At 65.6% G+C, this 21,841-nt stretch carries 23 protein-coding genes; 14 read left to right on the top strand and 9 right to left on the bottom strand.

The genetic code is table 11. The features are described 5' to 3' along the window. Window positions 1-14: 14 nt before the first annotated feature. From ACSBPQ_RS08495 to ACSBPQ_RS08485, 3 genes are all read right to left on the bottom strand, one after another. A complete protein-coding gene (locus tag ACSBPQ_RS08495) occupies window positions 15-2,087 on the bottom strand; it encodes an EAL domain-containing protein (protein WP_442681763.1) in 2,073 nt (690 codons plus the stop codon). Window positions 2,088-2,183: 96 nt separating this feature from the next. Continuing rightward, window positions 2,184-3,314, bottom strand: a complete 1,131-nt coding sequence (locus ACSBPQ_RS08490) for an NAD(P)/FAD-dependent oxidoreductase (RefSeq protein WP_442684552.1) — start codon at window positions 3,312-3,314, stop codon at window positions 2,184-2,186. Between the two features lie 66 nt (window positions 3,315-3,380). Further along, complete coding sequence (locus ACSBPQ_RS08485; RefSeq protein WP_442681762.1) at window positions 3,381-3,929, bottom strand: YaeQ family protein; 549 nt, start codon at window positions 3,927-3,929, stop codon at window positions 3,381-3,383. A 61-nt stretch (window positions 3,930-3,990) separates the two neighbouring features. On the opposite strand from ACSBPQ_RS08485, the gene ACSBPQ_RS08480 reads away from it, so the two are divergent. From ACSBPQ_RS08480 to ACSBPQ_RS08455, 6 genes are all read left to right on the top strand, one after another. Continuing rightward, entirely contained in the window at window positions 3,991-4,875 is an 885-nt protein-coding gene (locus tag ACSBPQ_RS08480; protein ID WP_442681761.1) for a pseudouridine synthase, read from the top strand. 336 nt (window positions 4,876-5,211) lie between these two features. Then, on the top strand, window positions 5,212-5,421 hold the full coding sequence (locus ACSBPQ_RS08475) for a cold-shock protein (RefSeq protein WP_054659637.1): 210 nt from the start codon (window positions 5,212-5,214) through the stop codon (window positions 5,419-5,421). 140 nt (window positions 5,422-5,561) lie between these two features. Next, window positions 5,562-6,254 carry a glutathione S-transferase gene (locus ACSBPQ_RS08470; RefSeq protein WP_442681760.1) on the top strand — a complete coding sequence of 231 codons (693 nt, stop codon included), beginning with the start codon at window positions 5,562-5,564 and terminating at the stop codon, window positions 6,252-6,254. 37 nt (window positions 6,255-6,291) lie between these two features. Further along, window positions 6,292-7,854 carry a protein adenylyltransferase SelO gene (locus ACSBPQ_RS08465; protein ID WP_442681759.1) on the top strand — a complete coding sequence of 521 codons (1,563 nt, stop codon included), beginning with the start codon at window positions 6,292-6,294 and terminating at the stop codon, window positions 7,852-7,854. 20 nt (window positions 7,855-7,874) lie between these two features. Further along, the gene (locus tag ACSBPQ_RS08460; RefSeq protein ID WP_442681758.1) at window positions 7,875-8,405 is read left to right on the top strand and encodes an adenine phosphoribosyltransferase; all 531 of its coding nucleotides are present in this window, start codon (window positions 7,875-7,877) and stop codon (window positions 8,403-8,405) included. A gap of 83 nt (window positions 8,406-8,488) precedes the next feature. Continuing rightward, complete coding sequence (locus ACSBPQ_RS08455) at window positions 8,489-8,842, top strand: hypothetical protein (RefSeq protein WP_442681757.1); 354 nt, start codon at window positions 8,489-8,491, stop codon at window positions 8,840-8,842. Window positions 8,843-8,981: 139 nt separating this feature from the next. Here ACSBPQ_RS08455 and dbpA read toward each other — a convergent pair whose 3' ends face one another. After that, entirely contained in the window at window positions 8,982-10,358 is a 1,377-nt protein-coding gene (gene dbpA / locus ACSBPQ_RS08450; protein ID WP_442681756.1) for an ATP-dependent RNA helicase DbpA, read from the bottom strand. Between the two features lie 46 nt (window positions 10,359-10,404). After that, window positions 10,405-11,460 (bottom strand): YeiH family protein, encoded by a 1,056-nt coding sequence (locus ACSBPQ_RS08445; protein ID WP_442681755.1) that lies wholly within the window; start codon window positions 11,458-11,460, stop codon window positions 10,405-10,407. Window positions 11,461-11,556: 96 nt separating this feature from the next. Between ACSBPQ_RS08445 and ACSBPQ_RS08440 the strand changes: the two genes are divergently transcribed. The 3 genes from ACSBPQ_RS08440 to ACSBPQ_RS08430 all read left to right on the top strand — a co-directional run bounded on the left by ACSBPQ_RS08440 (window position 11,557) and on the right by ACSBPQ_RS08430 (window position 14,981). Continuing rightward, a complete protein-coding gene (locus ACSBPQ_RS08440; protein WP_442681754.1) occupies window positions 11,557-12,462 on the top strand; it encodes a LysR family transcriptional regulator in 906 nt (301 codons plus the stop codon). Window positions 12,463-12,499: 37 nt separating this feature from the next. After that, the gene (locus ACSBPQ_RS08435) at window positions 12,500-14,389 is read left to right on the top strand and encodes an ATP-binding cassette domain-containing protein (RefSeq protein ID WP_442681753.1); all 1,890 of its coding nucleotides are present in this window, start codon (window positions 12,500-12,502) and stop codon (window positions 14,387-14,389) included. 64 nt (window positions 14,390-14,453) lie between these two features. After that, window positions 14,454-14,981 (top strand): SRPBCC family protein, encoded by a 528-nt coding sequence (locus ACSBPQ_RS08430; RefSeq protein WP_442681752.1) that lies wholly within the window; start codon window positions 14,454-14,456, stop codon window positions 14,979-14,981. A gap of 6 nt (window positions 14,982-14,987) precedes the next feature. Here the strand turns inward: ACSBPQ_RS08430 and ACSBPQ_RS08425 are convergent, their stop codons facing one another. Together ACSBPQ_RS08425 and ACSBPQ_RS08420 are read right to left on the bottom strand one after the other, a co-directional pair. Then, window positions 14,988-15,434 (bottom strand): barstar family protein, encoded by a 447-nt coding sequence (locus ACSBPQ_RS08425; protein ID WP_442681751.1) that lies wholly within the window; start codon window positions 15,432-15,434, stop codon window positions 14,988-14,990. Further along, window positions 15,431-15,892 (bottom strand): ribonuclease domain-containing protein, encoded by a 462-nt coding sequence (locus ACSBPQ_RS08420; protein WP_442681750.1) that lies wholly within the window; start codon window positions 15,890-15,892, stop codon window positions 15,431-15,433. The genes ACSBPQ_RS08425 and ACSBPQ_RS08420 overlap by 4 nt, the downstream gene beginning before the upstream one ends. 270 nt (window positions 15,893-16,162) lie before the next feature. Here ACSBPQ_RS08420 and ACSBPQ_RS08415 point away from each other — a divergent pair, with 270 nt between their 5' ends. Beyond that, entirely contained in the window at window positions 16,163-16,774 is a 612-nt protein-coding gene (locus ACSBPQ_RS08415) for a superoxide dismutase (protein ID WP_442681749.1), read from the top strand. A gap of 80 nt (window positions 16,775-16,854) precedes the next feature. On the opposite strand, the gene ACSBPQ_RS08410 is transcribed toward ACSBPQ_RS08415, so the two are convergent. Beyond that, a complete protein-coding gene (locus ACSBPQ_RS08410) occupies window positions 16,855-17,607 on the bottom strand; it encodes an endonuclease/exonuclease/phosphatase family protein (protein WP_442681748.1) in 753 nt (250 codons plus the stop codon). A gap of 265 nt (window positions 17,608-17,872) precedes the next feature. Here ACSBPQ_RS08410 and ACSBPQ_RS08405 point away from each other — a divergent pair, with 265 nt between their 5' ends. Together ACSBPQ_RS08405 and ACSBPQ_RS08400 are read left to right on the top strand one after the other, a co-directional pair. Further along, the gene (locus ACSBPQ_RS08405; RefSeq protein ID WP_442681747.1) at window positions 17,873-19,441 is read left to right on the top strand and encodes a POT-type proton-dependent oligopeptide transporter; all 1,569 of its coding nucleotides are present in this window, start codon (window positions 17,873-17,875) and stop codon (window positions 19,439-19,441) included. 2 nt (window positions 19,442-19,443) lie between these two features. Then, window positions 19,444-20,061, top strand: a complete 618-nt coding sequence (locus ACSBPQ_RS08400; protein ID WP_442681746.1) for a rhomboid family intramembrane serine protease — start codon at window positions 19,444-19,446, stop codon at window positions 20,059-20,061. A gap of 212 nt (window positions 20,062-20,273) precedes the next feature. Here the strand turns inward: ACSBPQ_RS08400 and ACSBPQ_RS08395 are convergent, their stop codons facing one another. Next, on the bottom strand, window positions 20,274-20,432 hold the full coding sequence (locus tag ACSBPQ_RS08395) for a hypothetical protein (protein ID WP_442681745.1): 159 nt from the start codon (window positions 20,430-20,432) through the stop codon (window positions 20,274-20,276). A 208-nt stretch (window positions 20,433-20,640) separates the two neighbouring features. Between ACSBPQ_RS08395 and ACSBPQ_RS08390 the strand changes: the two genes are divergently transcribed. Together ACSBPQ_RS08390 and ACSBPQ_RS08385 are read left to right on the top strand one after the other, a co-directional pair. Beyond that, window positions 20,641-20,934, top strand: a complete 294-nt coding sequence (locus tag ACSBPQ_RS08390; protein WP_442681744.1) for a GNAT family N-acetyltransferase — start codon at window positions 20,641-20,643, stop codon at window positions 20,932-20,934. Window positions 20,935-20,988: 54 nt separating this feature from the next. Next, window positions 20,989-21,828 (top strand): PdaC/SigV domain-containing protein, encoded by an 840-nt coding sequence (locus ACSBPQ_RS08385; protein ID WP_442681743.1) that lies wholly within the window; start codon window positions 20,989-20,991, stop codon window positions 21,826-21,828. Window positions 21,829-21,841 lie beyond the last annotated feature (13 nt).

The raw sequence follows: 21,841 nt of genomic DNA, 5'->3' as shown, positions 1-21,841 counted from the left end.
GCACTTTCCGGGTATCAGCCGAAATCGAAGTTCATTTCCGGCCCGGCCGGGCCGACGAAATCGCCCTGCACGTAGTCCACGCCGGCGCTGAACAGCAGGCTCATCGTCGCCGCTTCGGAAATGAATTCAGCCAGGGTCACGATATTGGCCGACTGCGCCTTGGCGGTGATTTCCTGGATCTTGGGCAGCTGTTCCTTCGCCTGCGCAGGGTCGGCGGTGAAGTCGGCATCCAGCTTGAGGAAGGCGGGCTGGAAATGCGCCAGCAGCTGGAACGAATCCAGTCCCGAGCCGAACTGCTCCAGTCCCACCTTGCAGCCCAGTGCCGACACCTCGGCCAGGAACTGCTGGGCGGCGCGCAGGTGGGTGAATACCTTGGCCTCGGGCACCTGCAGCCACAACTGCTCGCCCGACACGCCCTCTGCCAGCAGGGTGTCGCGGATGGCGCTGATCAGACCCGGGTCGGCAAAGGATTCAGGGGTGATGCGCACCGTCAGGTGGGTGCGGTGGCCGGCACGGCGGCGTTCGCCCAGCGCGCGGATCGCATGGGTGACCACCCAGCGGTTGATCGGCGCCAGCAGGCCGTGGTCCTGGGCGATATGCAGGAATGCCGACGGGCTGACCAGCTCACCGTTGTTTTCCAGCAGCAGCGAGGTGTCGTACAGCTGCAGCGGTTCGCCAAGCAGGTTGATCACCGGGCGGAAGCTCAGCTGGAAACCTTCGCCGACCAGCGCTTCCTGCATGCGCTGCACCCAGCGCTGGATGCGTTCTTCCTCGACACGGTCGGCCGCACCCGGATCGAAGACCTTGACAGTGTTGCCGCCCAGCTCGATCGCGGCGCGGATGCAGTCGTTGGCGCGGGTCAGCACCTGTCCGACACTGGCAATCTTCTCGCCGACCTGCACGCCGCCGATGCTCACCGAGACCGTGGCCGAACGCTCGCCGATACTGAACACATGCGAGGCGAAGGCATCGCGCACGCGCTCGGCGATTGTGGTGGTGCTGGCGTAATCACCGCTGCCCAGCAGCGCGAAACTATGCTCGCCGAAACGCGCCAGCTGCGCGTCATCGCCAATCGTGGCCGCCAGCTTCTGGCCCAGGGCGGCAATCAGCAGGTCGGCCGAGTCCAGGCCGATATCCGGCAGCAGGCGGGCGTAATGGTCCGGCTCGATCAGCAGGAAACCGTACTGGCCATCGCTGCGGCTGACCTGGGCCACCGCGTTTTCCAGGTGCACCATGAACGTGGGCCGGTTGAGCAGGCCGGTGACCTGGTCGCGCTGGCGCAGCTCTTCCACTTCGCGGGCCAGCTCCGGATCGAACTCCTCGCGGCGGCGGAACACCACCTGGAAGCAGCTTTCACCTTCATAGGTGGCCGGGGAGAACTCCATCGTCGCCGGGAAGATGTCGCCATCCTGGTTGCGGGCGTGGATCTCGTACTGGGGTGGTGCGGCCTCGCCCTTGCCCAGTGACTTGAGCAGCTGCTTGAACTCCTCCACGTACTGCGGCGCGACCATGTCCAGCAGCGAAATGCCTTCGACATCGTCGTAGCTTTCATAGCCGAACATCTCCAGATAGGCGTCATTGGCACGGATGTGCATGCCTTCGTGGATATAGGCGATCGGATCGCGCGAGGATGAGATCAGCGCATCGCAGCGGCGCTCGGTCTCGCGCATCTGCGCCTCGATCCGCCGCAACCCACGGCGCGCCTGCAGGTCGGTCCACTCGTTGTTGATCGCCGACAGCAGGTGCTCCGGGCGATGGCGCAACGCGATGGCGCGGATGCCGTTGGCGACCGCTTCGACCAGTGCGTTTTCCTCGATCTGCTCGGCCAGCAGGATCATCGGGATGTCCTTGCCGCTGGAGGCGATCTGCTGGGTCAGCAGCAATTGTGGAATTGTCTGCGACGGTGCGACCAGCACCAGGTCGATCGCCTGGTTGCCCAGGAATTGTGCAAGTTCTTCCGGATTCTGCGGGCGGAAGGGACGGACTGCGACGCCACTGTTGCGCAACGTGCTGACGATTGCTTCGGCATTCTCGGCACTGTCATCGACAATCAGCAGGCGCAAGGTCGTGTCTTTGCTGTTCTGCATTCTGTACTCCCCTCGAACCGAGGTTTAATACACGAAGGGTGTCATGGCGTCCATGCGCCAGACGCTTGCCTGTGACGTACTGCCACCTTGGCGGGTTCAAACGGCATTGCCGGCGGCGTGGCCCGACGCCCAGGCCCACTGGAAGTTGTAGCCGCCCAGCCAGCCGGTCACATCCAGTACCTCGCCGATGAAGTGCAGGCCGGGAACCAGCTGCGACTCCATTGTGGAGGACGAGACCTTGCGTGTGTCCACGCCGCCAAGGGTGACTTCGGCGGTGCGGTATCCCTCGGTGCCGCTGGCCACCAGCGGAAAGCCGGAGAGCAGCTCGGCGGCGGCCTTGATCTGGCGCTCGTCCAGCTGCCGTACCGGCTTGTCGCCGAGCCACTGTTCGCACAGACGCAGGGCCAGCCGGCGCGGGATCACCTCCGACAGCACGGTACGCAGTTCCGCGGCGCTGCGCTCGCGCTTCATCCGCTGCAGCCACTCGCCGGCATCCAGGCCGGGCAGCAGGTCCAGGCGCAGGTCATCACCCGGTTGCCAGAACGAGGAGATCTGCAGGATCGCCGGGCCGCTGACGCCGCGGTGGGTGATCAGCATGGAATTGCGGAAACTCTGGCCATTGCAATGTGCTTCGACCGGCAGGGCGACACCGCTCAGCTCGGCGAAGCGTTCCTGGTGTTTGCCGCTGAGGGTCAGCGGCACCAGCCCGGCGCGGGTGGGCAGCAGCTCGTGTCCGAAGCGGCGCGCGACCTCATAGCCGAAGCCGCTGGCGCCCATGCTGGGAATCGACAGGCCGCCGGTGGCGATCACCAGCGAGGCGCTGTGGAACACCCCCCGCGCGGTCTGTACGTGAAAGCCATCTGTACCGCGTTCGATGTTCTGCACGCCGCAATCGGTGCAGATCTGCACGCCGGCGGCGGCACATTCGTCCAGCAGCATTCTTACGATCTGCTTGGAGGATACGTCGCAGAACAGCTGGCCCAGTTCTTTCTCGTGATAGGCAATGCCGTGCCGCTCGACCATGTCGATGAAGTCGGCCGGCGTGTAGCGGGCCAGCGCCGATTTGCAGAAGTGCGGATTGGCCGAGAGGAAATTGCCGGGTGTAGTGCCGGTATTGGTGAAGTTGCAGCGACCGCCACCGGACATCAGGATCTTCTTGCCGACCTTGTTGGCATGGTCGATCACCTGCACCAGGCGGCCGCGCTGGCCGGCGGTCACGGCGCACATCAGGCCGGCGGCCCCGGCACCGATCACCAGTACGTCGCAACGGGTCAGCGTGTCAGCCACGGCCACTCATTCCACCGCGCGCTTGCGCCATACCGGGATGAAATCCAGTTGCTCGTGGTCGTTGAGCAACTGCACCTCGCCATCCTGGATCAGCACGCTCCAGCGCATCGCCCGCTGTATCTGCCCACCCCAGCGCTCGACAAACCCGATTGGCAGATCAACCACCGAGAGGTTGTCGAAGCGGCCCAGGTGGCGGCCCTGCTTCTGCCACCAGATATCGGAGGCGTTGCCGCCGTAGTTGACGATCTGCACGCGGCGGCTGCGGTTGCTGGCCTTGCGCACGCGCGACTCGTCCGGATGGCCGAGGTCGATCCATTGTTCGATGTCACCGGTGTAGTCCAACTGCCACAGGTCCGGCTCATCCTCGCAGCTCAGGCCCTTGCCAAACTCCAGCCGGTCCTCGGCATTCAGGGCGAAGGCGAGCAGGCGCACCATCAGGCGCTCATCGGTTTCGGACGGATGCTGGGCCAGGGTCAGGTTGTGGGTCGCGTAATAGCCGCGATCCATGTCGCTGATCTGCAATTCGGCCTTGCGGATGGTGGCGGTGAGTGCCATGGGAATACCGGGAAAGAAGACCGGCCATGATAATGCTTTGCCCCCTTGCAGACCGGATGCCATGTCACCGAGCGATCTTCCCAGTCATCTGCAACTGGCACCCGGAAACTGGGCCAGTCTGCTGGATGGCCTGTGCGCCCGGTTTCCTCGGATTCCGCGGAACCAGTGGCTGGAGCGGTTCGCGCGGGGCAGGGTGCAGGCGCTGGACGGAACCCCGCTGCAGCCGCAGCAGCCTTGGCGGGTCGGGCTGGAGATCCGTTACTTCCGCGAGGTGGCGCAGGAGCCGGTGATTCCGTTCGCCGCGCAGGTGCTGTACCAGGACGACGAACTGCTGGTCGCCGACAAACCGCATTTCCTGCCGGTGATCCCGGCCGGACGCTATGTGCGCGAAACCCTGCTGGCGCGCCTGCTGGCAGCCACCGGCAACCGCGACCTGGTGCCACTGCACCGCATCGATCGTGGCACGGCCGGGCTGGTGCTGTTCTCCTGCAACCGGCGCACGCGTGCCGCCTATCAGCAGCTGTTCGGCAATGGCGGAATCGACAAGGGCTATGAAGCGCTGGCGCCGGCCCTGCCGGAAATGGCGTTCCCGCACGAGCGATTCAGCCGTATCGAACGCGGTGAGCCGTTTTTCCGGATGGTCGAATGCGACGGACCGGCCAATGCGCACAGCCGGATACGGGTGATCGAACGCATGGGCGCGCTCTGGCGCTACGGGCTGGAGCCGGTCACCGGCCGCAAGCACCAGTTGCGCGTGCACATGGCGGCACTGGGCGCGCCGATCTGCGGTGACGACTGCTATCCAGAGCCCAGACCACGCGGAATTGATGATTACAGCGCGCCGCTGCAACTGCTGGCGCAGCGGTTGGCATTCATAGACCCTCTGGATGGTCGTCAACGTGAGTTCCACAGTGCGCGCCGTCTTGCTCCGTGGGGGGAGTCGTGACGCTGCGGCGGCTGTGATTCCACGCATTCATGGTGTTCGGGGGTGCCGGGCCGGTACAGGCGTGTGAAAGGACCCTCAGCTAAGTTGATGAATTCAATGCCAATATTTACCAAAATCAAACCCGATCCGTATCCGTACCCGGTTTTTATCGCTTTTTAACCAAAAGCCGCGTATCGTTTGCCCCACTGTGCTTGCAAGGGTCACCGTGAATCGTGGCCTGATGCAGTTGATCTAACGATCCGCTCATCGATCCGCTTTACCAACGCCTGCAACTCAGTCTCGGCCCCGATATCCGGTGGCTGCGATTATTTCAACTTATGTTTCAGGAGTTAGTACATGTCTGATCGTCAGACCGGCACCGTCAAGTGGTTCAACGACGCCAAGGGCTTCGGCTTCATCACCCCGGAAAGCGGCCCGGACCTGTTCGTGCATTTCCGCGCCATCCAGGGCAACGGCTTCAAGTCGCTGCAGGAAGGCCAGAAGGTGACCTTCGTCGCCGTGCAGGGCCAGAAGGGTATGCAGGCTGACCAGGTGCAGGCCGTCTAATTTAGACGCCCGCCACCGCAAGGTAGCCAAGAACGCCGGAAGCGAAAGCTTCCGGCGTTTTCTTTTGTCCGTCGTCTGCCGATGACATCGCCGTTTCGGCCGGATGGTTACGATGTCGCTTCGTTCCGACAGGGCTGGCCATGATCAAGGTGCACCATCTGGACCATTCGCGTTCACAGCGGGTGCTGTGGATGCTTGAAGAGCTGGGTCTGTCCTATGCGCTGGTGGATTACCGGCGTGATGCGAAAACATGGCTGGCGCCCAAGGCACTGCGACAGGTGCATCCGCTGGGCAAATCGCCGGTACTGGAGGACGACGGTCTGGTGCTGGCTGAATCCGGCGCGATTCTCGAATACCTGGCCGACCGCTATGACAGCGAGCGCCGGCTGTCGCCCGATGTCCTGCCTGCGCAGGCGCCGGAGCGGCTGCGCTACCGGTACTGGATGCACTATGCCGAGGGTTCGGCGATGCCGCCGTTGCTGATGGCGCTGGTGTTCGGACGCATCCGCAGCGCGCCGATGCCGTTCTTCATCCGACCGGTGGCGCGGATGATCGTCGACAGGACGATGCAGGGCTTCATCGCCCCGCAGCTTGAACTGCATCTGGACTGGATGGAGCGCGAGCTGGGCCAGCGGCGATGGTTCGCGGGCGAGCGCTTTACCGCCGCCGACATACAGATGAGTTTCCCGCTGCAGGCGGCCGCTTCGCGTGCCGGCAGCATGGAGCGTTATCCCTGCTTGCAGGCGTTTTTGACACGGATTGCCGAGCGCCCGGCGTTCCAGCGGGCGGTGGCGCGTGGCGGTGCGCTGGATCTGGCAGCGGGTGCTGGTTGAGCTTGTGGGGCTGGCCGGGTGGCCCCATCTGTCTATGATGGACGGCACGAACCTGCATTTCGACAACCGCTTCCTGCGCGAGTTGCCCGGCGACAGTGAAACCGGACCGCGGCGCCGCGAGGTGCTGGGTGCGGCGTGGTCGCAGGTTGATCCCACCCCGGTGGTGGCGCCGCGATTGCTGGCGCATTCGCACGAGGTTGCCTCGCTGCTGGGCCTCGACGAGGCGCAGGTGGGCAGCAGGGAGTTCGCCGATGTATTTGCCGGCAACGCGCTCTACGCGGGCATGCAGCCGTGGGCGGCGAACTATGGCGGCCACCAGTTCGGCAATTGGGCCGGGCAGCTGGGCGACGGGCGAGCGATTTCGCTGGGCGAGCTGCTGGCCGATGGCCGGCGCTGGGAGCTGCAGCTCAAGGGGGCCGGGCCGACGCCGTATTCGCGCGGCGCCGATGGCCGCGCGGTGCTGCGTTCCTCGGTCCGCGAGTTCCTGTGCTCGGAGGCCATGCACCACCTGGGCGTGCCGACCACGCGGGCGTTGAGCCTGGTGGTCACCGGCGAGGCGGTGGTGCGCGACATGTTCTACGACGGCCATCCGCGGCCCGAGCCCGGGGCGGTGGTGTGCCGGGTGGCGCCGTCGTTCATCCGTTTCGGCACGTTCGAGCTGCCGGCTTCGCGTGGCGATACCACGTTGCTGCGGCAGCTGGCCGATTTCTGCATCGCCCGCGATTTCCCCGAGCTGGGTGGCGTCGGCCAGTCGCGTTACGCCGAATGGTTCCTGCAGGTCTGCACGCGCACGGCGGTGATGGTGGCGCACTGGCTGCGGGTGGGTTTCGTGCACGGGGTGATGAACACCGACAACATGTCCATCCTCGGCCTGACCATCGACTACGGTCCCTATGGCTGGGTGGAGGACTACGATCCGGACTGGACACCCAATACCACCGACGCACAGGGTCGCCGTTACCGCTTTGGCACGCAGATGCAGGTGGCGTACTGGAACCTGGTGCGGCTGGCGCAGGCGCTGTCGCCGCTGTTTGACGAGATGGCTCCGTTGCAGGCGGGGCTGGATGCCTTCCGCGACCGGTATGCCGCCGAAGACCGGGCACATCTGGTCGCCAAGCTGGGACTGGGGCAGTTCCGTGACGGTGACGAGCTGCTGATGGCGCAATTCCGCGAGCTGCTGCACACCGGGCAGATGGACATGACGCTGGCGTTCCGGGCGCTTGCGGAGGTGGACCCCGCCGCGCCGGCGCTGGCGCCGCTGGAGGAAGCGTTCTATTCGCCCGAGGCGCGCGCACAGGTGCTGCCGGCGCTGGGGGACTGGCTGCGCCGGCATGGCCAGCGGGTGCTGGCCGGCGGCCAGTCGCAAGTGGAACGGCGCCGCATCATGCTGGCGGCCAATCCCCGCTACGTGCTGCGCAACTGGCTGGCGCAGGAGGCCATCGACCTTGCCGAACAAGGTGATCCGTCCGGTATCACGGAGCTTCTGGAAGTGATGCGGCATCCTTACGACGAGCAGCCCGGCCGCGAGGCCTATGCCCGCCGGCGTCCGGAATGGGCGCGTGAGCGTGCCGGCTGCTCGATGCTTTCGTGCAGTTCCTGAACCACTCTCCCTGGATTGTTATGACCACTGCCTATCCCGAATGGAGTCGCGCGATCCGCGACGTCGCCGATTTCCCCAAGCCGGGCATCCTGTTCAAGGACATCACCCCGCTGCTGGCCGATGCCCACGGGTTCCGCGCCGCAATCCATGCCATGGCCGAGCCGTGGCGCGAGGCGGGGGTACAGGCGGTGCTGGGCGTGGAGGCGCGCGGCTTCATTCTTGGCGCGGCGCTGGCACTGGAGCTGGGTGTGGGTTTCGTGCCGGTGCGCAAGCCCGGCAAGCTGCCCGGTGCCACGCTCACGCAGGAGTACGCGTTGGAATATGGCAGCGACCGCATCGAGGTCTGCGCCACGGCGATCGCGCCCGATACCCGGGTGCTGCTGGTGGATGACGTGCTGGCGACCGGTGGCACGCTTGCGGCAACCTTGCAGTTGGCCGGCCAGTTGCAGGCCAAGGTATGCGGGGCGGCGGTGCTGGTCGAGCTCGAGGGTTTGGGCGGGCGCGAGCGTTGGCCGGATGGCGTGCCGCTGCAGGCCACGCTGGTCTACTGAGCCGTGACTTTCCCGCCGCTGTGCCGGGTTTGCCTGGATCAGGCGCGCGGGGGATGATCGCGGCGGGTCATCCTGGACGGGCTATGCGGATCTTCGGTGGGGTGCTGCTGTTGCTGGCGCTGTCGGGCTGGAGCGCCTGGTTTGTCATCTGCAATGTCTACGAATTCGCGCCGGCGTTGGATCCGTGGGCGCTGGCCTGCGGCTGGCTGATCTCGCTGTCGGGTTGGGCGCAGGCGTGGCGCGCGGGCAATCGCGCTCGCCGGGACTGGGGCCTGTGCGGCCTGGCGGCCGGCGTCGGCCTCTACCTGCTGCTGATCCATCGTGGCGTGGGGTCGGGTGTCGCATTGCTGACGCTGTTGGCCGTCAGCGCCATCGTCATGGTTGCGGCGGGGCGCGGCAGCGCTGCCGCTCGGGTGAAGTCCAATTCGGCTGAGTAGCGCTGACTGGAAATAGAAAAGTCGCCGCGCCAGCCCATGCAGCCGATGGGCAATCCGGGCAGTGAGCAACTCCAGCGACGACCGGATGTCCGTGCATCCGGTCGCTTCTCAACGGGTTTGGCGTTGAGCGCCGCTGCGGTCAGATCTTGCGCACGCGGAAGCGGCGGCCCTTGATCTTGCCCGCTTCCAGCCGCGCGACCGCGTTGTTGGCCTGCTCACGGGCGATGGCCACGTAGGAGCGGGTCGGGAAGATATCAATCTTGCCGATCGCCTTGCCCGAGAGCCCGGCATCGCCGGTCAGTGCGCCGAGGATGTCGCCGGCGCGCAGCTTGTCGGTCTTGCCGCCGTCGATGCGCAGCGTGGTCATCGCCGCCTGCGGCAGCTGCGCCGGACGGGCGGTGGCCAGTGGCGTCTTCTGCCAGTTCAGCGGATTGCCCTGCGCCGCTTCCAGCGCGTCGGCGCGGTTGCGCTCGCGGCCGGTGACCAGGCTCAGGGCCAGCCCGCTGCGGCCGGCGCGGCCGGTGCGGCCGACGCGGTGCTGGTAGGTGTCGATATCGGTCGGCAGTTCGTAATTGACCACCACTGCCAGGTCTTCCACGTCCAGTCCGCGTGCGGCGACATCACTGGCGACCAGCACGTTGCAGCTGCGGTTGGAGAACTGCAGCAGCACTTCGTCGCGATCGCGCTGTTCCATGTCGCCATGCAGGGCCAGCGCGGAGAAGCCAAACTGGCGCAGCGAGTTGGCGACCTCGTCCACGTCCTTGCGGGTGTTGCAGAACACCGCCGCCGATTCGGGTGTGTACTTGAGCAGCAGCCCGGCCAGCGCCTTCTGCTTGCTGCTCAGGTCGGTCTCGAAGAACAGCTGGTGGATCGACGGTGCTTCGGTCTGGCCGTCGATGGTGACTTCGACCGGCTCGTTGAGCAGCGCCCGGGCCAGCTCGCGGATTTCTTCCGGGAACGTCGCCGAGAACAGCAGGCTCTGGCGCTCGGTGTGGGTGCGGCCGGCGATCTCGCGGATCGGCTCCTCAAAGCCCATGTCGAGCATGCGGTCGGCTTCATCGAGCACGAAGCAGCGCACCTGGCCCAGATTCAGCGCGCGCTTGCGGGCCAGCTCCTGGATGCGTCCGGGGGTGCCGACCACCACATGCGGGTGATGGACTTCCAGCGAGGCCAGCTGCGGGGCCAGCGGCATGCCGCCGGTGAGCACCAGCAGCTTGAGGTTGGGGATGCCGGTGGCCAGCTTGCGCATCTGCTTGCCGACCTGGTCGGCCAGTTCGCGGGTCGGGCACAGCACCAGCGCCTGCACGCGCAGGGTCGCCGGATCGATCCGGTGCAGCAGGCCCAGGCCGAAGGCGGCGGTCTTGCCGCTGCCGGTGGGGGCCTGGGCGATCACATCAAAGCCTTCCAGGATCGGCGGCAGGCTCTGCGCCTGTACCGGGGTCATCGTGGTGTAGCCCAGCGCGTCGATGCCGGGAGCGAGTGCCGGGGACAGCGGCAGGGAGGAGAAGTCAGTCATGCGGCATTTTCGCAGATGCCGCAGGGCCGTGCCTGCCGCCGTGGGCTCAGAGGAGGGCGCCGACGCCCAGGTTGATCGCCATGCCGCCGGCCAGCAACCAGAGGAACAGCAGCGCGGCCAGCAGCATCGGCCTGGCGCCGGCCTGGCGCAGGGCCGAGACGTGGGTGGTCAGACCCAGCGCGGCCATCGCCATCGCCAGCAGCGCGGTGTCCAGTTCGACCAGCAGGCGGACCAGCGGTGCGGGCAGCAGCTGCAGCGAGTTGAAGGCGACCATGCCGATGAAGCCGAAGGCGAACCAGGGGATGGCGATCTTCGAGCGCTGGCCCTTGGTCGCGCCCTTGCCGCGCGCCAGCAGCGCCGACAGGCCGACCAGGAACGGGGCCAGCATCATTACCCGCACCATCTTGGAGATGACCGCGGTATCGGCGGCCTCGACGCTGATGGCACGGCCGGCGGCCACCACCTGCGCCACTTCATGCACGGTGGAACCGGTGAAGACGCCGAACCCGGTTTCATCCAGCGGCATCCAGCCGGCAGCCCGGCCCCACTGGTAGAGCGCCGGGTACAGGAACATCGCCACGGTGCCGAACACCACCACGGTGGCCACGGCCACGGCGACCTGCTCGGTGCGGCCCTTGACCACCGGTTCGGCCGCCATCACCGCCGCTGCACCGCAGATCGAGCTGCCGGCGCCGATCAGCAGCACCTGGTTGCGCTCCATACCCAGCACTTTCGTGCCCAGCCACCAGGCCAGGGCGAAGGTCGAGCACAGCACCAGCGCATCGATCACCACGCCGGCAGTGCCGACCCGGCCGATGTCCTGCAGGGTCAGGCGCAGGCCGTAGAGGATGATGCCGGCGCGCAGCAGGGTGGATTTGGAAAAGCCGACCCCGGTGGCGGCGCGCGGCGCGATACGGCCGTAGAGCGAATTGCCGAGCACGATGCCGATGACGATGGCCAAGGTGAGGGCGCTGATGCCGTGGCTCTGCATCCACGGCAGCGTGCCCAGCCAGATCGACAGCGCGGCGATTGTGGCCGTGAGTAACAGGCCGGGAAGAATGGCGTGGGTGGAGCGCGGCGGCTCCAATGTGGTGGCACTCATAACGATGGGTTATCAGAAGGTGGCCCATCCTGTCGCTGCCTGATTGATCTGTAAAATGGATAATATTTCTATAGTTGACCTGTTTTTTGGATAATCATGTATCTGACCCTGCGCCAGTTGCAGATCTTCTCGGCTATCGCTGAGGCGGGCACCACCACCGCTGCCGGCGAGGCCGTCGGATTGTCGCAATCAGCGGTGAGTGCGGCGCTGGCAGAGCTGGAGAGCCTGCTCGGTCTGGCACTGTTTGACCGGATCAGCCGGCGGCTGGTGCTCAACGGTCATGGCCGTGCGTTGCTACCACAGGCGCGCGCGTTGCTGGCCGGGATGGCGGATATCGAGCGGCGTTTCAGCACACCGCAGCAGGCCGGTGCGCCGGTCCGCTGGAAAGTCGGCGCCAGCACCACCATCGGCAATTACCTGATGCCCGGGCTGATCGCCGGACTGCTGCAGGGAAATGACCAGGCGCATGTCGAACTGGTGGTGGGCAATACCCGCGAAGTCACCAGCGCGGTCCAGCAACTGCAGGTCGATATCGGCCTGATCGAAGGCCCCAGCCACGAGCCGGGGCTGGAAGTGGCGCGCTGGCGTGAAGACGAGCTGGTCATTGTCTATGGCGAGCATCATCCGCAGGCCGGGCAGTGGCGGCAGGGAGCGGATGTGGCCGCGTTGCGGCAGGCACGCTGGCTGATGCGCGAGCCCGGCTCGGGCACCCGCGAGGCTGCCGAACAGGCGCTGCTGCCGCATCTGCACGGTTTTGCCGAGGTGCTGCAGCTGGGCGGCACCGAGGCGATCAAGCAGGGCGCGGTCGCCGGGCTGGGCCTGGCCTGTCTGTCCCGTCATGCCGTGGCCGATCTGGTCGCGCTGGGCAAGCTGCAGGTGCTGGCCACGCCGTTGCCGCCACTGACCCGCCAGCTGTGGGTGGCGCGGCATCCCGGCAAGCGCGTGCCCGACAGCCTGCGCACGTTGCTGGCGCTGCCGGATGAGGTGTTCAGCGAGCGCTGAGCGCCTGCAACGGCAGTGCTGGCCTTACAATACGCGCATGCCTTTGATCACTTTGCAGAACGTCGACTACAGCGTCGGCGGCCCGTTGTTGCTGGAAAAAGTCGAACTGTCGATCGAGCCGGGTGAGCGTATCGCCCTGATCGGCCGCAACGGCGCCGGCAAATCCACTTTGATGAAGCTGATTGCCGGCGAGCTCAAGCCCGACGATGGCGAGATGCGCGTGCAGCAGGGCGTGCGCGTGACCCGGCTGGAGCAGGAAGTGCCGCACGGCGCGGCCGGCAGCGTGTTCGACGTGGTCGCCGATGGCCTGGGCGAGCTGGGCCACTGGCTGGCGGAGTTCCACCGGCTCAGCCATGCCGAGGTGTTCGACGGCGAGGCGATGGGCGATGTGCAGGCCAAGATCGATGCCGCCGATGGCTGGGGGCTGGACCAGCGCGTGGCCGAAACCCTGACCAAGCTGGACTTGGACGGGGAGGCCGAATTCGAACGCCTGTCTGGCGGAATGAAGCGCCGCGTGCTGCTGGCGCGGGCGCTGGTGTCCTCGCCGGACCTGCTGCTGCTGGACGAGCCGACCAACCACCTGGACATCGAAGCCATCGACTGGCTGGAAATGTTCCTCAAGGGCTGGAGCGGCAGCGTGCTGTTCGTTACCCATGACCGCCGCTTCCTGCGCTCGCTGGCCACCCGCATTGTCGAGATCGATCGTGGCCAGGTCACCAGTTGGCCGGGTGACTGGGCCAACTACGAACGCCGCCGCGAGGAACGTCTCAACGCGCAGGCGGCCGAGAACGCCCGCTTCGACAAAATGCTGGCGCAGGAAGAAGTGTGGATCCGCCAGGGCATCAAGGCCCGCCGTACCCGCGATGAGGGCCGTGTGCGCCGGCTGAAGGCGATGCGCAACGAGCGCAGCCAGCGCCGCGAGCTGGGCGGCAACGTCCGCATGGAAGCCGCGCAGGCCGAGAATTCCGGCAAGAAGGTCATCGACGTCAAGGGCGTCACTTTCGCCTTCGGTCAGCGGGTGATGGTGAAGGATTTCTCCACCACCATCCTGCGCGGTGACCGCATCGGCCTGATCGGCCCCAACGGCAGCGGCAAGACCACGCTGCTGAAGCTGCTGCTGGGCGAGCTGCAACCGCAGCAGGGTGAAATCAATCCCGGCACCAATCTGCAGATCGCCTATTTCGACCAGTACCGCGCCACCTTGCGCGAGGACTGGAGTGCGATCGAGAACGTGGCCGAAGGCACCGATTTCGTTGAGTTCAACGGCAAGCGCAAGCACGTGCATGCCTATCTGCAGGATTTCCTGTTCACCCCGGAGCGCGCGCGGGCGCCGATCACCCGCCTGTCCGGCGGTGAACGCAACCGCCTGCTGCTGGCCAAGCTGTTCGCGCAGCCGTCCAACCTGCTGGTGATGGACGAACCGACCAACGATCTGGACGTGGAAACCCTGGAGCTGCTGGAAGAGCTGCTGGGCGACTACACCGGCACGCTGCTGCTGGTCAGCCATGACCGTGATTTCATCGACAACGTGGTGACCTCCACGATGGTGATGGAGGGCGATGGCGTGATCGGCGAGTACGTCGGTGGTTACAACGACTGGATACGCCAGCGCCCGGCACCGCCGCCGAGCGCGATGGCGGTGGCCAAGGCCTCGGCAACTGCGGCCCCGACCACTGTTGCCACACCGGCACCACCGCCAGTACCGGCCAAGCGCAAGCTCAGTTTCAAGGACGCGCGCGAGCTGGAGCAGCTGCCGGCGAAGATCGAACAGCTGGAGATGGACGTGGAAGGCCTGACCGCGGCGATGAACGATCCTTCGTTCTATACCCGCTCCAGCGCCGAAGTCACCGCCCATACCCAGCAGCTGGGCAAGGTGCAGGCCGAGCTGGACGCGGCCTACGCGCGCTGGCAGGAACTGGACAGCTGAGCCGCTTGCCGGGGTTTACCCCGGCCGCGCATGCTGAGGCCTTCCCTTACAGGCAGGCACGGCGATGCGCTACGCGGCAGTGGGTATTGCACTGATGGCGTCGGGCTTGGGCGGCCCGGCGCAGGCGGCGGTGAAAGATGCCACGCCGACCGGTTTCACGGTCGAGAACCAGGTGCTGGTCCAGGCCACGCCGGCGCAGGTGTGGCAGGCGATGACCGCGCAGATCGACCGCTGGTGGCCCAAGGACCACACCTGGTGGGGCGCGGCCTCGACGTTGACGATCGAACCGCGCGCCGGTGGCTGCTTCTGCGAAATCGCCGGCCAGCAGCAGGCGCAGCACCTGCAGGTGGTATTTGTCGATCCGGAAAAGACCCTGCGAATGAGCGGCGGCCTGGGGCCGATGCAGGGCATGGGCCTGCACGGCGTGGCCGAATGGACGCTGCAGCCCGAGGGCGCGGCGACCCGGGTAAGCTGGCGCTACCGCGCTGGCGGCTATACCCCGGATGACCTGTCGAAATTCGCCCCCATCGTGGACAGGGTGCAGGCGCAGCAGCTGGCCGGGCTGGCCAGCTGGTTGCAGCAGTCCCGCTGAGCCGGCTCAGTCGTCGGCCGCTTCTGCCGACGCCGCGCCGCCGTCGGCCAGTTCCAGAAATGCCCAGAACGGCACGTTGTCCTCGGCCCAGCTGGCCGAAGCCTCGGACAGCACGTCCAGCAGCGTATCGAAATCCCCGCCGCTGGCCTGGCGCAGGTCCTCGGCATCGTTGAAGAGCAGCGCATAGCCGTTGCCCGGCAGCCACGACAGGTCGCGCAACGCATCGGACAGCGCATCCCAGTTGCGGCTCCAGCCGGCGGGGAAGTCCAGCTGCGTGCCGATGCGCATCAGCAAGGTGCGCTTGTCGCTGCAGGCTTCCAGATCGATGCGCAGCACCTTGAGTCCGGCGTCGCGCGCGGCGGCGGCCAGCCCACCCAGATCGCCGTTACCCACGCCGTAGACGCCGGCCTGGCCGGCATCCTCCAGGCCCATGTCGAAACCGCTGTCACTCATTGCATCCTCCCGTTGGCGGGGACTTCGAAACTGCGGAAGCTGTCGTAGTGGTCATCGGTGTAATACCAGGCGTCGGGCGGATCGCCACCGGTGACGATGCGGCGGGCACCCCGATGCTTCAGGCCGGGCGTATCGACGGTGAACTCGCGGTAATAGCCGCGCTCTCGCTGTGGCAGGCGCTTCTCGCGATTGCCGAACACGCTGCCATCCTGTCGATACGGATACGGACCGCCGCGCTGGATCAGGGCGATGGTGTCGCGCGCTTCGGCAGGCAGGAAGGCTGGCAGTGGATCACGGGGTGCGGTGGGGGGCCGTGCGGAATCGACCGGCACGGAAGCAACCCCGTCACTGAGCGATGGCGCGAACTGGGGCGGTGCAGGGCGCTGCACCTCGCGCATGCCCCACAGGCCGCTGACCAGCAGGACCAGGGCAACAACCAGAAGTAAGGGTTTACGCATCGGCGTTGAGGTCGGAAGAGTTGCGAAGGGGTTTGATTATCCCGTGTGCCGGCGACTTTTTTTGAATGGATGCCACTGTCTGCGGATTCACGCGAAAGTAACGGTCGCGGTGCATATCCCCGATTCCCGCGCCGACAACACTGCAACAGGACAAAGCTTCCTTTACATCGCCCTTGGTAAGTTGACGCTACCTGCCTACCATTGACGTTGCATCTGCATCGCCCGGCATCGCCGGGCACAGACCCCAGGCATATCCCAAGGAGAATCACGATGGCTTACACCCTGCCCAAGCTGCCTTACGCCTACGACGCGCTGGAACCGTATATGGATGCGGCCACGGTGGAGATCCACCACTCCAAGCACCACCAGACCTACGTCAACAACCTCAACGCGCTGCTGGAAGGCACCGAATACGCCGACCTGCCGATCGACGAGCTGCTGCGCAAGGTCAAGACCCTGCCGGAAAACCTGCAGCAGGGCGTGCGCAACCAGGGCGGCGGCCATGGCAACCATGCGCTGTTCTGGGACGTGATCGCTCCGAACGCCGGTGGCACCCCGGGTGGCGAGCTGGCCAAGGCGATCGATGAGCAGCTCGGTGGCTTTGCCAAGTTCAAGGAAGACTTCACCAAGGCCGCGCTGACCCAGTTCGGCTCCGGCTGGGCATGGCTGAGCGTCACCGCCGACAAGAAGCTGGTGATCGAGAAGACCGGCAACCAGGAAAGCCCGCTGATGGACGGCCGCACCCCGGTGCTGACCATCGACGTGTGGGAGCACGCGTACTACCTGAAGTTCCAGAACCGTCGCGCCGAGTTCATCGAAACCTTCTACAGCATCATCAACTGGAAGGAAGTGGAGCGTCGCTACGCTGCCGCCATCGCCTGAGCGCAAACGGCCTCGCCCTAAGTAGCGGGGCTGGCAGCAGGAAACCAGCGGCCGGGCCACGTTGCCCGGCCGTTGCCGTTTCAGGGCGTGTCCGCCGTGTCGGTGGCGGTGGATCCGAGCAGGCGGATGGTGACCATCAGGCCCAGCGGGCGGCCCTCGCCGGAAGCCCCCTCCATGGGCGGCAGACGCAGCCACTGCTGCGCCACATCGGCGAACCGCCGCACCTGGTAGAGCACATCCATGCCGTGCCCGGAGGGCGCTCCGGGGATCGCCTCGCTGCGGCGCGTGGCCGGATTCTTGCGGGCGGGCTGGAACCCCGGCAGCTGCTGCACCAGCTCTTCGGTGGATGCGGAGAAATCGCCGGCCACCAGCGAGGGATAGCCATCGCCGGTGGCGGCGATCCAGGCGCGCAGGTCGGCGGTCTGGTGTCTGCGTGCTTCGGCGTCATCGTTTTCGGGACGGATGCGCACCAGATAGACGTTTACGGTTTTGGAGCCACGCTGCAGGCGCTGCATGCCGGCAGCACTGGACTGGTCGGCACCATGCAGCAGGGTGATGCCATCGTCGATCACGCTGTCGCGGCTGAGCAGCGCATTGCCCCGGCGCAGCGGCTGGCTGGGCGGATCGGCGGTGATGAAATCGCAGCTGTACTGAAGGCGGGCGGCGAGCCAACACGCGGAATTGGGGGTGTCGGGGGACTGTCGTACCTGCTGCACGGCGATCACGTCCGGGTGCAGCTCCTTGAGCAGGTCGAAGATGGCCTCGCGTTGTGCGTGCCACTGCGCGACCTCCGCCGGCAGGCGCAGGCTGGCGACTTTCAGGACTGGAGTCACCGGTTGCGCTGTAGCAGTGGAAGACAGCAGTGCGAGCACTGCCAGGCAGCTCCAGCGCATCATTGCGTCGATTCGGATGGGGGAGCCGCAGACTAGCGGCTGTGGCGTGGACGGCCTGTGCAGGGTCTCGCGCGGCGCTGTCGCCGATGCCGGCCATCGGCCCGGAAACCGGCCCACCGCACGCCTTCCGGACCGTATCGAGGCGCCAGGGCGGCAGGCTGTTGGGTTACGCTTGCAACCCTTGTATTCGCAGGAACGCCCCTAGATGACGAGCAGTACCGTGCCAGCAATGCCGGACCCCAAGGCGCGGATGCCGCGCCAGATCGGTTACATCATCGGCAACGAGGCGTGCGAGCGCTTCAGCTTCTACGGGATGCGCAACATCCTGGTGCAGTTCCTGATCACCTCGCTGCTGCTGCAGGAGATCACCGCCGAAGGCCGTGCGTCCGAGGCCAAGGACATCATGCACAGCTTCATGATCGGCGTGTATTTCTTCCCGCTGCTCGGTGGCTGGCTGGCCGACAAGTTCTTCGGCAAGTACCACACCATCCTGTGGTTCAGCCTGATCTACTGCGCTGGCCACGCCTGCCTGGCGCTGTTCGAGGACAGCCGGCAGGGCTTCTTCCTCGGCCTGGGCCTGATCGCGCTCGGCGCCGGTGGCATCAAGCCGCTGGTGGCCTCGTTCATGGGCGACCAGTTCAACCAGAGCAACAAGCATCTGGCCAAAATCGTGTTCGACGCGTTCTACTGGATCATCAACTTCGGCTCGCTGTTCGCCTCGCTGCTGATCCCGCTGGCACTGAAGAACCTCGGCCCGCAGTGGGCCTTCGGTATTCCGGGCATCCTGATGTTCATTGCCACCTTCGTGTTCTGGCTGGGCCGCAAGAAGTACGAGCTGGTGCCGCTGCCGCCCAAGGATCCGCATTCGTTCGGCAACGTGGTGCGTACCGCGCTGCTGACCGCGGTGCCGGGCCACGGTCGCCCGGGTCTGGTGGTGGCGGTGCTGGGCGTGGTGCTGGCGGCGGCCTCGTTCGCGCTGGTGCCGAGCCTGGGCATCGTGATCTGCCTGTGTCTGGCGCTGGTGGCGATTCTGGCCGGTATCGGCGGCGGCACCATGCTGCAGCTGGACCGCGCCCGCGGCGTGCATCCGGAAATGGCGGTGGAAGGCGTGCGTTCGGTGCTCAAGGTACTGGTGATCTTCGCCCTGACCACGCCGTTCTTCTCGCTGTTCGACCAGAAGGCCTCGACCTGGGTGCTGCAGGGCCAGCAGATGAGCATGCCCAGCTGGTTCACCGCCTCGCAGATGCAGGCGCTCAACCCGCTGCTGGTGATGATCCTGATCCCGTTCAACAACCTGGTGCTGTATCCGGCGCTGCGCCGTTTCGGCATCGAGCCGACTGCGCTGCGGCGGATGACCGCCGGTATCGCCTTCAGCGGCCTGGCGTGGATCGTGATCGGCGGCATCCAGGTGGTGATGGATGGCGGCAACGCGATGTCGATCTTCTGGCAGATCCTGCCGTATGCGCTGCTGACCTTCGGTGAGGTGCTGGTCTCGGCCACCGGTCTGGAGTTTGCCTACAGCCAGGCGCCGGCCTCGATGAAGGGCGTGGTGATGAGCTTCTGGAACCTGACCACCACCATCGGCAACCTGTGGGTGCTGCTGTCCAACGCGGCGGTGCGCAACCATGCGGTGACCGACCGCATCGCCAGTACGGGATTGAGCGAGACGGCGTTCTTGATGTTCTTCTTCGCCGGCTTCGCCTTCGTGGCGGCCCTGGCATTCGGCCTGTACGCGCGGCGTTACAGGATGGTCGACAACTACCGGGCGGCATGAGCATGCAAGGACCGATAACCCTGCTGCTGATCGGCATCACCGCGCTGGTGTCGTGGATGGCGTTCAACAACCGCGCGCTGGCCGACCGGCTGATCCTGTGGCCGCCGGCGATCGACCGGCACAAGCAGTATGACCGGCTGGTGACCTACGGTTTTCTGCATGCCGACTTTGCGCACCTGCTGTTCAACATGATCACCCTGTTCTTCTTCGGGCGCTTGATCGAAACGCTGATGCTGAGGATCACCGGGCATTGGTGGGTGTACCTGCTGTTCTACCTGTCGGCGCTGGTGGTCTCGATCCTGCCCAGCTACCTGAAGAACCAGAAGAATCCGAACTACCTGAGCTTGGGCGCATCGGGCGCGGTTTCAGCAGTGCTGTTCGCCTTCATTTTGGTGTCCCCCTGGTCGTTGATCTTCGTGTTCTTCATCCCGGCCCCGGCCATTCTGTATGGCGTGTTCTACGTGGGTTACAGCATCTGGATGGACAAGAAGGGCGGTGACCGCATCAATCACAGCGCGCATCTGGCCGGCGCCGCGTTCGGCGTGCTGTTCATGCTGTGCATGGAGCCGCGCGTGCTGCAGGTGTTTCTCGGGCAGCTTATGAACCCGCGCTTCGGTTGAACGTGTCGGGCTGCCTGCCAGTGCCAGCTGATGGTGAAGAGCCATCGGCCTGCCCGGGCCATTTGACTGGATGGCCAGCGGGCGATGGTCCATTACCGTAGAAAACGGGGAGTGTGCAGGACACGCTCCCCTTCCTCGATGCGCGGGTTCTCACGTCCGACAGCCGCCTCGTATCGGAATCAACGGCAGGCGGTCTGCGCCGTTGCGCGAACTCAGCCGGCGTAGTTCTGCAGCAGGCGGGAATAGACTTCGCTGTCGATCTTGTCGAATTCCCAACCCTGGGTTTCGCCGGCGACGGCCAACTGGAAAAGGCCTTCAAGCAGGGTGGTGTCATGGTCGCTGGCGGAAGTGCTGCGCTCGGGCTCGTACATGGGAGATCATCTGTTGGCCAATATCGTTACGGATGGTTAAAGCAGATTCCGTGCCAATGAATTCCATCGGCCTGATGGTGGATTGCCTGGTCAGCGGGTGAACGAGGGTCAGAAAGTGACGCGTTTGCGCAGGCGTTTCCCGGCCATTTCACGTCGACAGGGCCATCGCGCAAGGCAGAATGCAGTTTCATCACGTAGAGCCGATGCCATGACAATTTCCCGTCCCGAGCCGCATGAAGTCGTTCACGATGCCGCTGGCCATGTTTTCGAACTGCAGGTGGAAGGCGTTCGCGCGCTGCTGGAGTACCGGCTGCGCGACGGGGTGATGGTCATCACCCATACCGGGGTGCCGGAGGCGATTGGTGGTCGCGGCATTGCCGGGGTGCTGACCACCGCAGCGCTGGAACATGCGCGTGGCAACGGGTTGAAGGTGGAGCCGGCATGCAGCTACGCGGCGGCCTTCATGCAGCGCCATGGTGAATATGCCGATCTGTTGGGATAATCGGTCAGACATGAGGGCGCCATGGGCGCCCCTTTTATCGAGGAAGTGAAAACGATGAGCAGGTTGGTCCATGTACCGTATGCGGCGGTGGTGATGTTGCTGGTGCTTGCCGGATGCAAGCAGCAGGAACCGGCGACGGCTGTTGGCGAGGCGGCTCCGGTCGAGGTCCCGGCGGGTGTCAGCAGCGAGCCGGAACCTGCGGCTGCGGTCGAGATGCGCGATGTCATCGAGAACACTCCGAGCCATGTCATCGGCATCAGCTATCCGCCGGCCGCAGCGAAGTATCCGGGGCTGGCGGCGGAGCTGGTGGAGTATGCCGAGAACGCCAAGGCCGAATTGCTCAAGGCGGTCACGGCACTGGGCAACGACAAGCCGACCGCGCCGTACGAGCTGTCGCTGGCGTTCGACATGCTGGTCGATACCCCGGCAATCGTGGCCGTGGCGGCCGAGGGCAGCAGCTACACCGGAGGTGCCCACGGTCAACCGCTGGTCGCACGTTTCGTGTGGCTGCCGCAAACGCAGCAGCAACTCACCGCCGAGGCGCTGATCACGGATGTCGCAGGTTGGCAGGCGATCAGCGAATACAGCCAGGAAAAGCTGCTGGCGCAGGCGATGGCGCGCATTCCCTCTGAGGGGGTGGAGCCGGAAGACCAGCAGCGGCAGATCCGCAATCTGTCTCGGATGATCCACGATGGCAGCGGTGCCGAAGCGGCCAATTTCAGCCAGTTCCAGCCGGTGCTGGATGGCACCGGCAAGATCACTGCGCTGCGTTTCGTGTTTCCGCCCTATCAGGTAGGGCCGTATTCGGACGGCACCCAGACCGTGGATGTGCCGGCGGCGGTCTTGCTGCCCCACGTCGCGGCGCAGTACCGGGAGTTGTTCGCACAACCGTAAACCGTGGAGGGCC

Source organism: Stenotrophomonas sp. JC08 (genome assembly GCF_052180205.1).
GTDB lineage: Bacteria > Pseudomonadota > Gammaproteobacteria > Xanthomonadales > Xanthomonadaceae > Stenotrophomonas.
This window is presented reverse-complemented; position numbering and strand designations above follow the sequence as displayed.

Bases quoted from the DNA above. Each gene is read 5' to 3' on its own strand.
- ACSBPQ_RS08495 (WP_442681763.1), bottom strand. From the start codon at position 2,087: ATGCAGAACAGCAAAGACACGACCTTGCGCCTGCTGATTGTCGATGAC.
- ACSBPQ_RS08490 (WP_442684552.1), bottom strand. From the start codon at position 3,314: ATGTGCGCCGTGACCGCCGGCCAGCGCGGCCGCCTGGTGCAGGTGATC.
- ACSBPQ_RS08485 (WP_442681762.1), bottom strand. From the start codon at position 3,929: ATGGCACTCACCGCCACCATCCGCAAGGCCGAATTGCAGATCAGCGAC.
- ACSBPQ_RS08480 (WP_442681761.1), top strand. From the start codon at position 3,991: ATGTCACCGAGCGATCTTCCCAGTCATCTGCAACTGGCACCCGGAAAC.
- ACSBPQ_RS08475 (WP_054659637.1), top strand. From the start codon at position 5,212: ATGTCTGATCGTCAGACCGGCACCGTCAAGTGGTTCAACGACGCCAAG.
- ACSBPQ_RS08470 (WP_442681760.1), top strand. From the start codon at position 5,562: ATGATCAAGGTGCACCATCTGGACCATTCGCGTTCACAGCGGGTGCTG.
- ACSBPQ_RS08465 (WP_442681759.1), top strand. From the start codon at position 6,292: ATGGACGGCACGAACCTGCATTTCGACAACCGCTTCCTGCGCGAGTTG.
- ACSBPQ_RS08460 (WP_442681758.1), top strand. From the start codon at position 7,875: ATGACCACTGCCTATCCCGAATGGAGTCGCGCGATCCGCGACGTCGCC.
- ACSBPQ_RS08455 (WP_442681757.1), top strand. From the start codon at position 8,489: ATGCGGATCTTCGGTGGGGTGCTGCTGTTGCTGGCGCTGTCGGGCTGG.
- dbpA (WP_442681756.1), bottom strand. From the start codon at position 10,358: ATGACTGACTTCTCCTCCCTGCCGCTGTCCCCGGCACTCGCTCCCGGC.
- ACSBPQ_RS08445 (WP_442681755.1), bottom strand. From the start codon at position 11,460: ATGAGTGCCACCACATTGGAGCCGCCGCGCTCCACCCACGCCATTCTT.
- ACSBPQ_RS08440 (WP_442681754.1), top strand. From the start codon at position 11,557: ATGTATCTGACCCTGCGCCAGTTGCAGATCTTCTCGGCTATCGCTGAG.
- ACSBPQ_RS08435 (WP_442681753.1), top strand. From the start codon at position 12,500: ATGCCTTTGATCACTTTGCAGAACGTCGACTACAGCGTCGGCGGCCCG.
- ACSBPQ_RS08430 (WP_442681752.1), top strand. From the start codon at position 14,454: ATGCGCTACGCGGCAGTGGGTATTGCACTGATGGCGTCGGGCTTGGGC.
- ACSBPQ_RS08425 (WP_442681751.1), bottom strand. From the start codon at position 15,434: ATGAGTGACAGCGGTTTCGACATGGGCCTGGAGGATGCCGGCCAGGCC.
- ACSBPQ_RS08420 (WP_442681750.1), bottom strand. From the start codon at position 15,892: ATGCGTAAACCCTTACTTCTGGTTGTTGCCCTGGTCCTGCTGGTCAGC.
- ACSBPQ_RS08415 (WP_442681749.1), top strand. From the start codon at position 16,163: ATGGCTTACACCCTGCCCAAGCTGCCTTACGCCTACGACGCGCTGGAA.
- ACSBPQ_RS08405 (WP_442681747.1), top strand. From the start codon at position 17,873: ATGACGAGCAGTACCGTGCCAGCAATGCCGGACCCCAAGGCGCGGATG.
- ACSBPQ_RS08400 (WP_442681746.1), top strand. From the start codon at position 19,444: ATGCAAGGACCGATAACCCTGCTGCTGATCGGCATCACCGCGCTGGTG.
- ACSBPQ_RS08395 (WP_442681745.1), bottom strand. From the start codon at position 20,432: ATGTACGAGCCCGAGCGCAGCACTTCCGCCAGCGACCATGACACCACC.
- ACSBPQ_RS08390 (WP_442681744.1), top strand. From the start codon at position 20,641: ATGACAATTTCCCGTCCCGAGCCGCATGAAGTCGTTCACGATGCCGCT.
- ACSBPQ_RS08385 (WP_442681743.1), top strand. From the start codon at position 20,989: ATGAGCAGGTTGGTCCATGTACCGTATGCGGCGGTGGTGATGTTGCTG.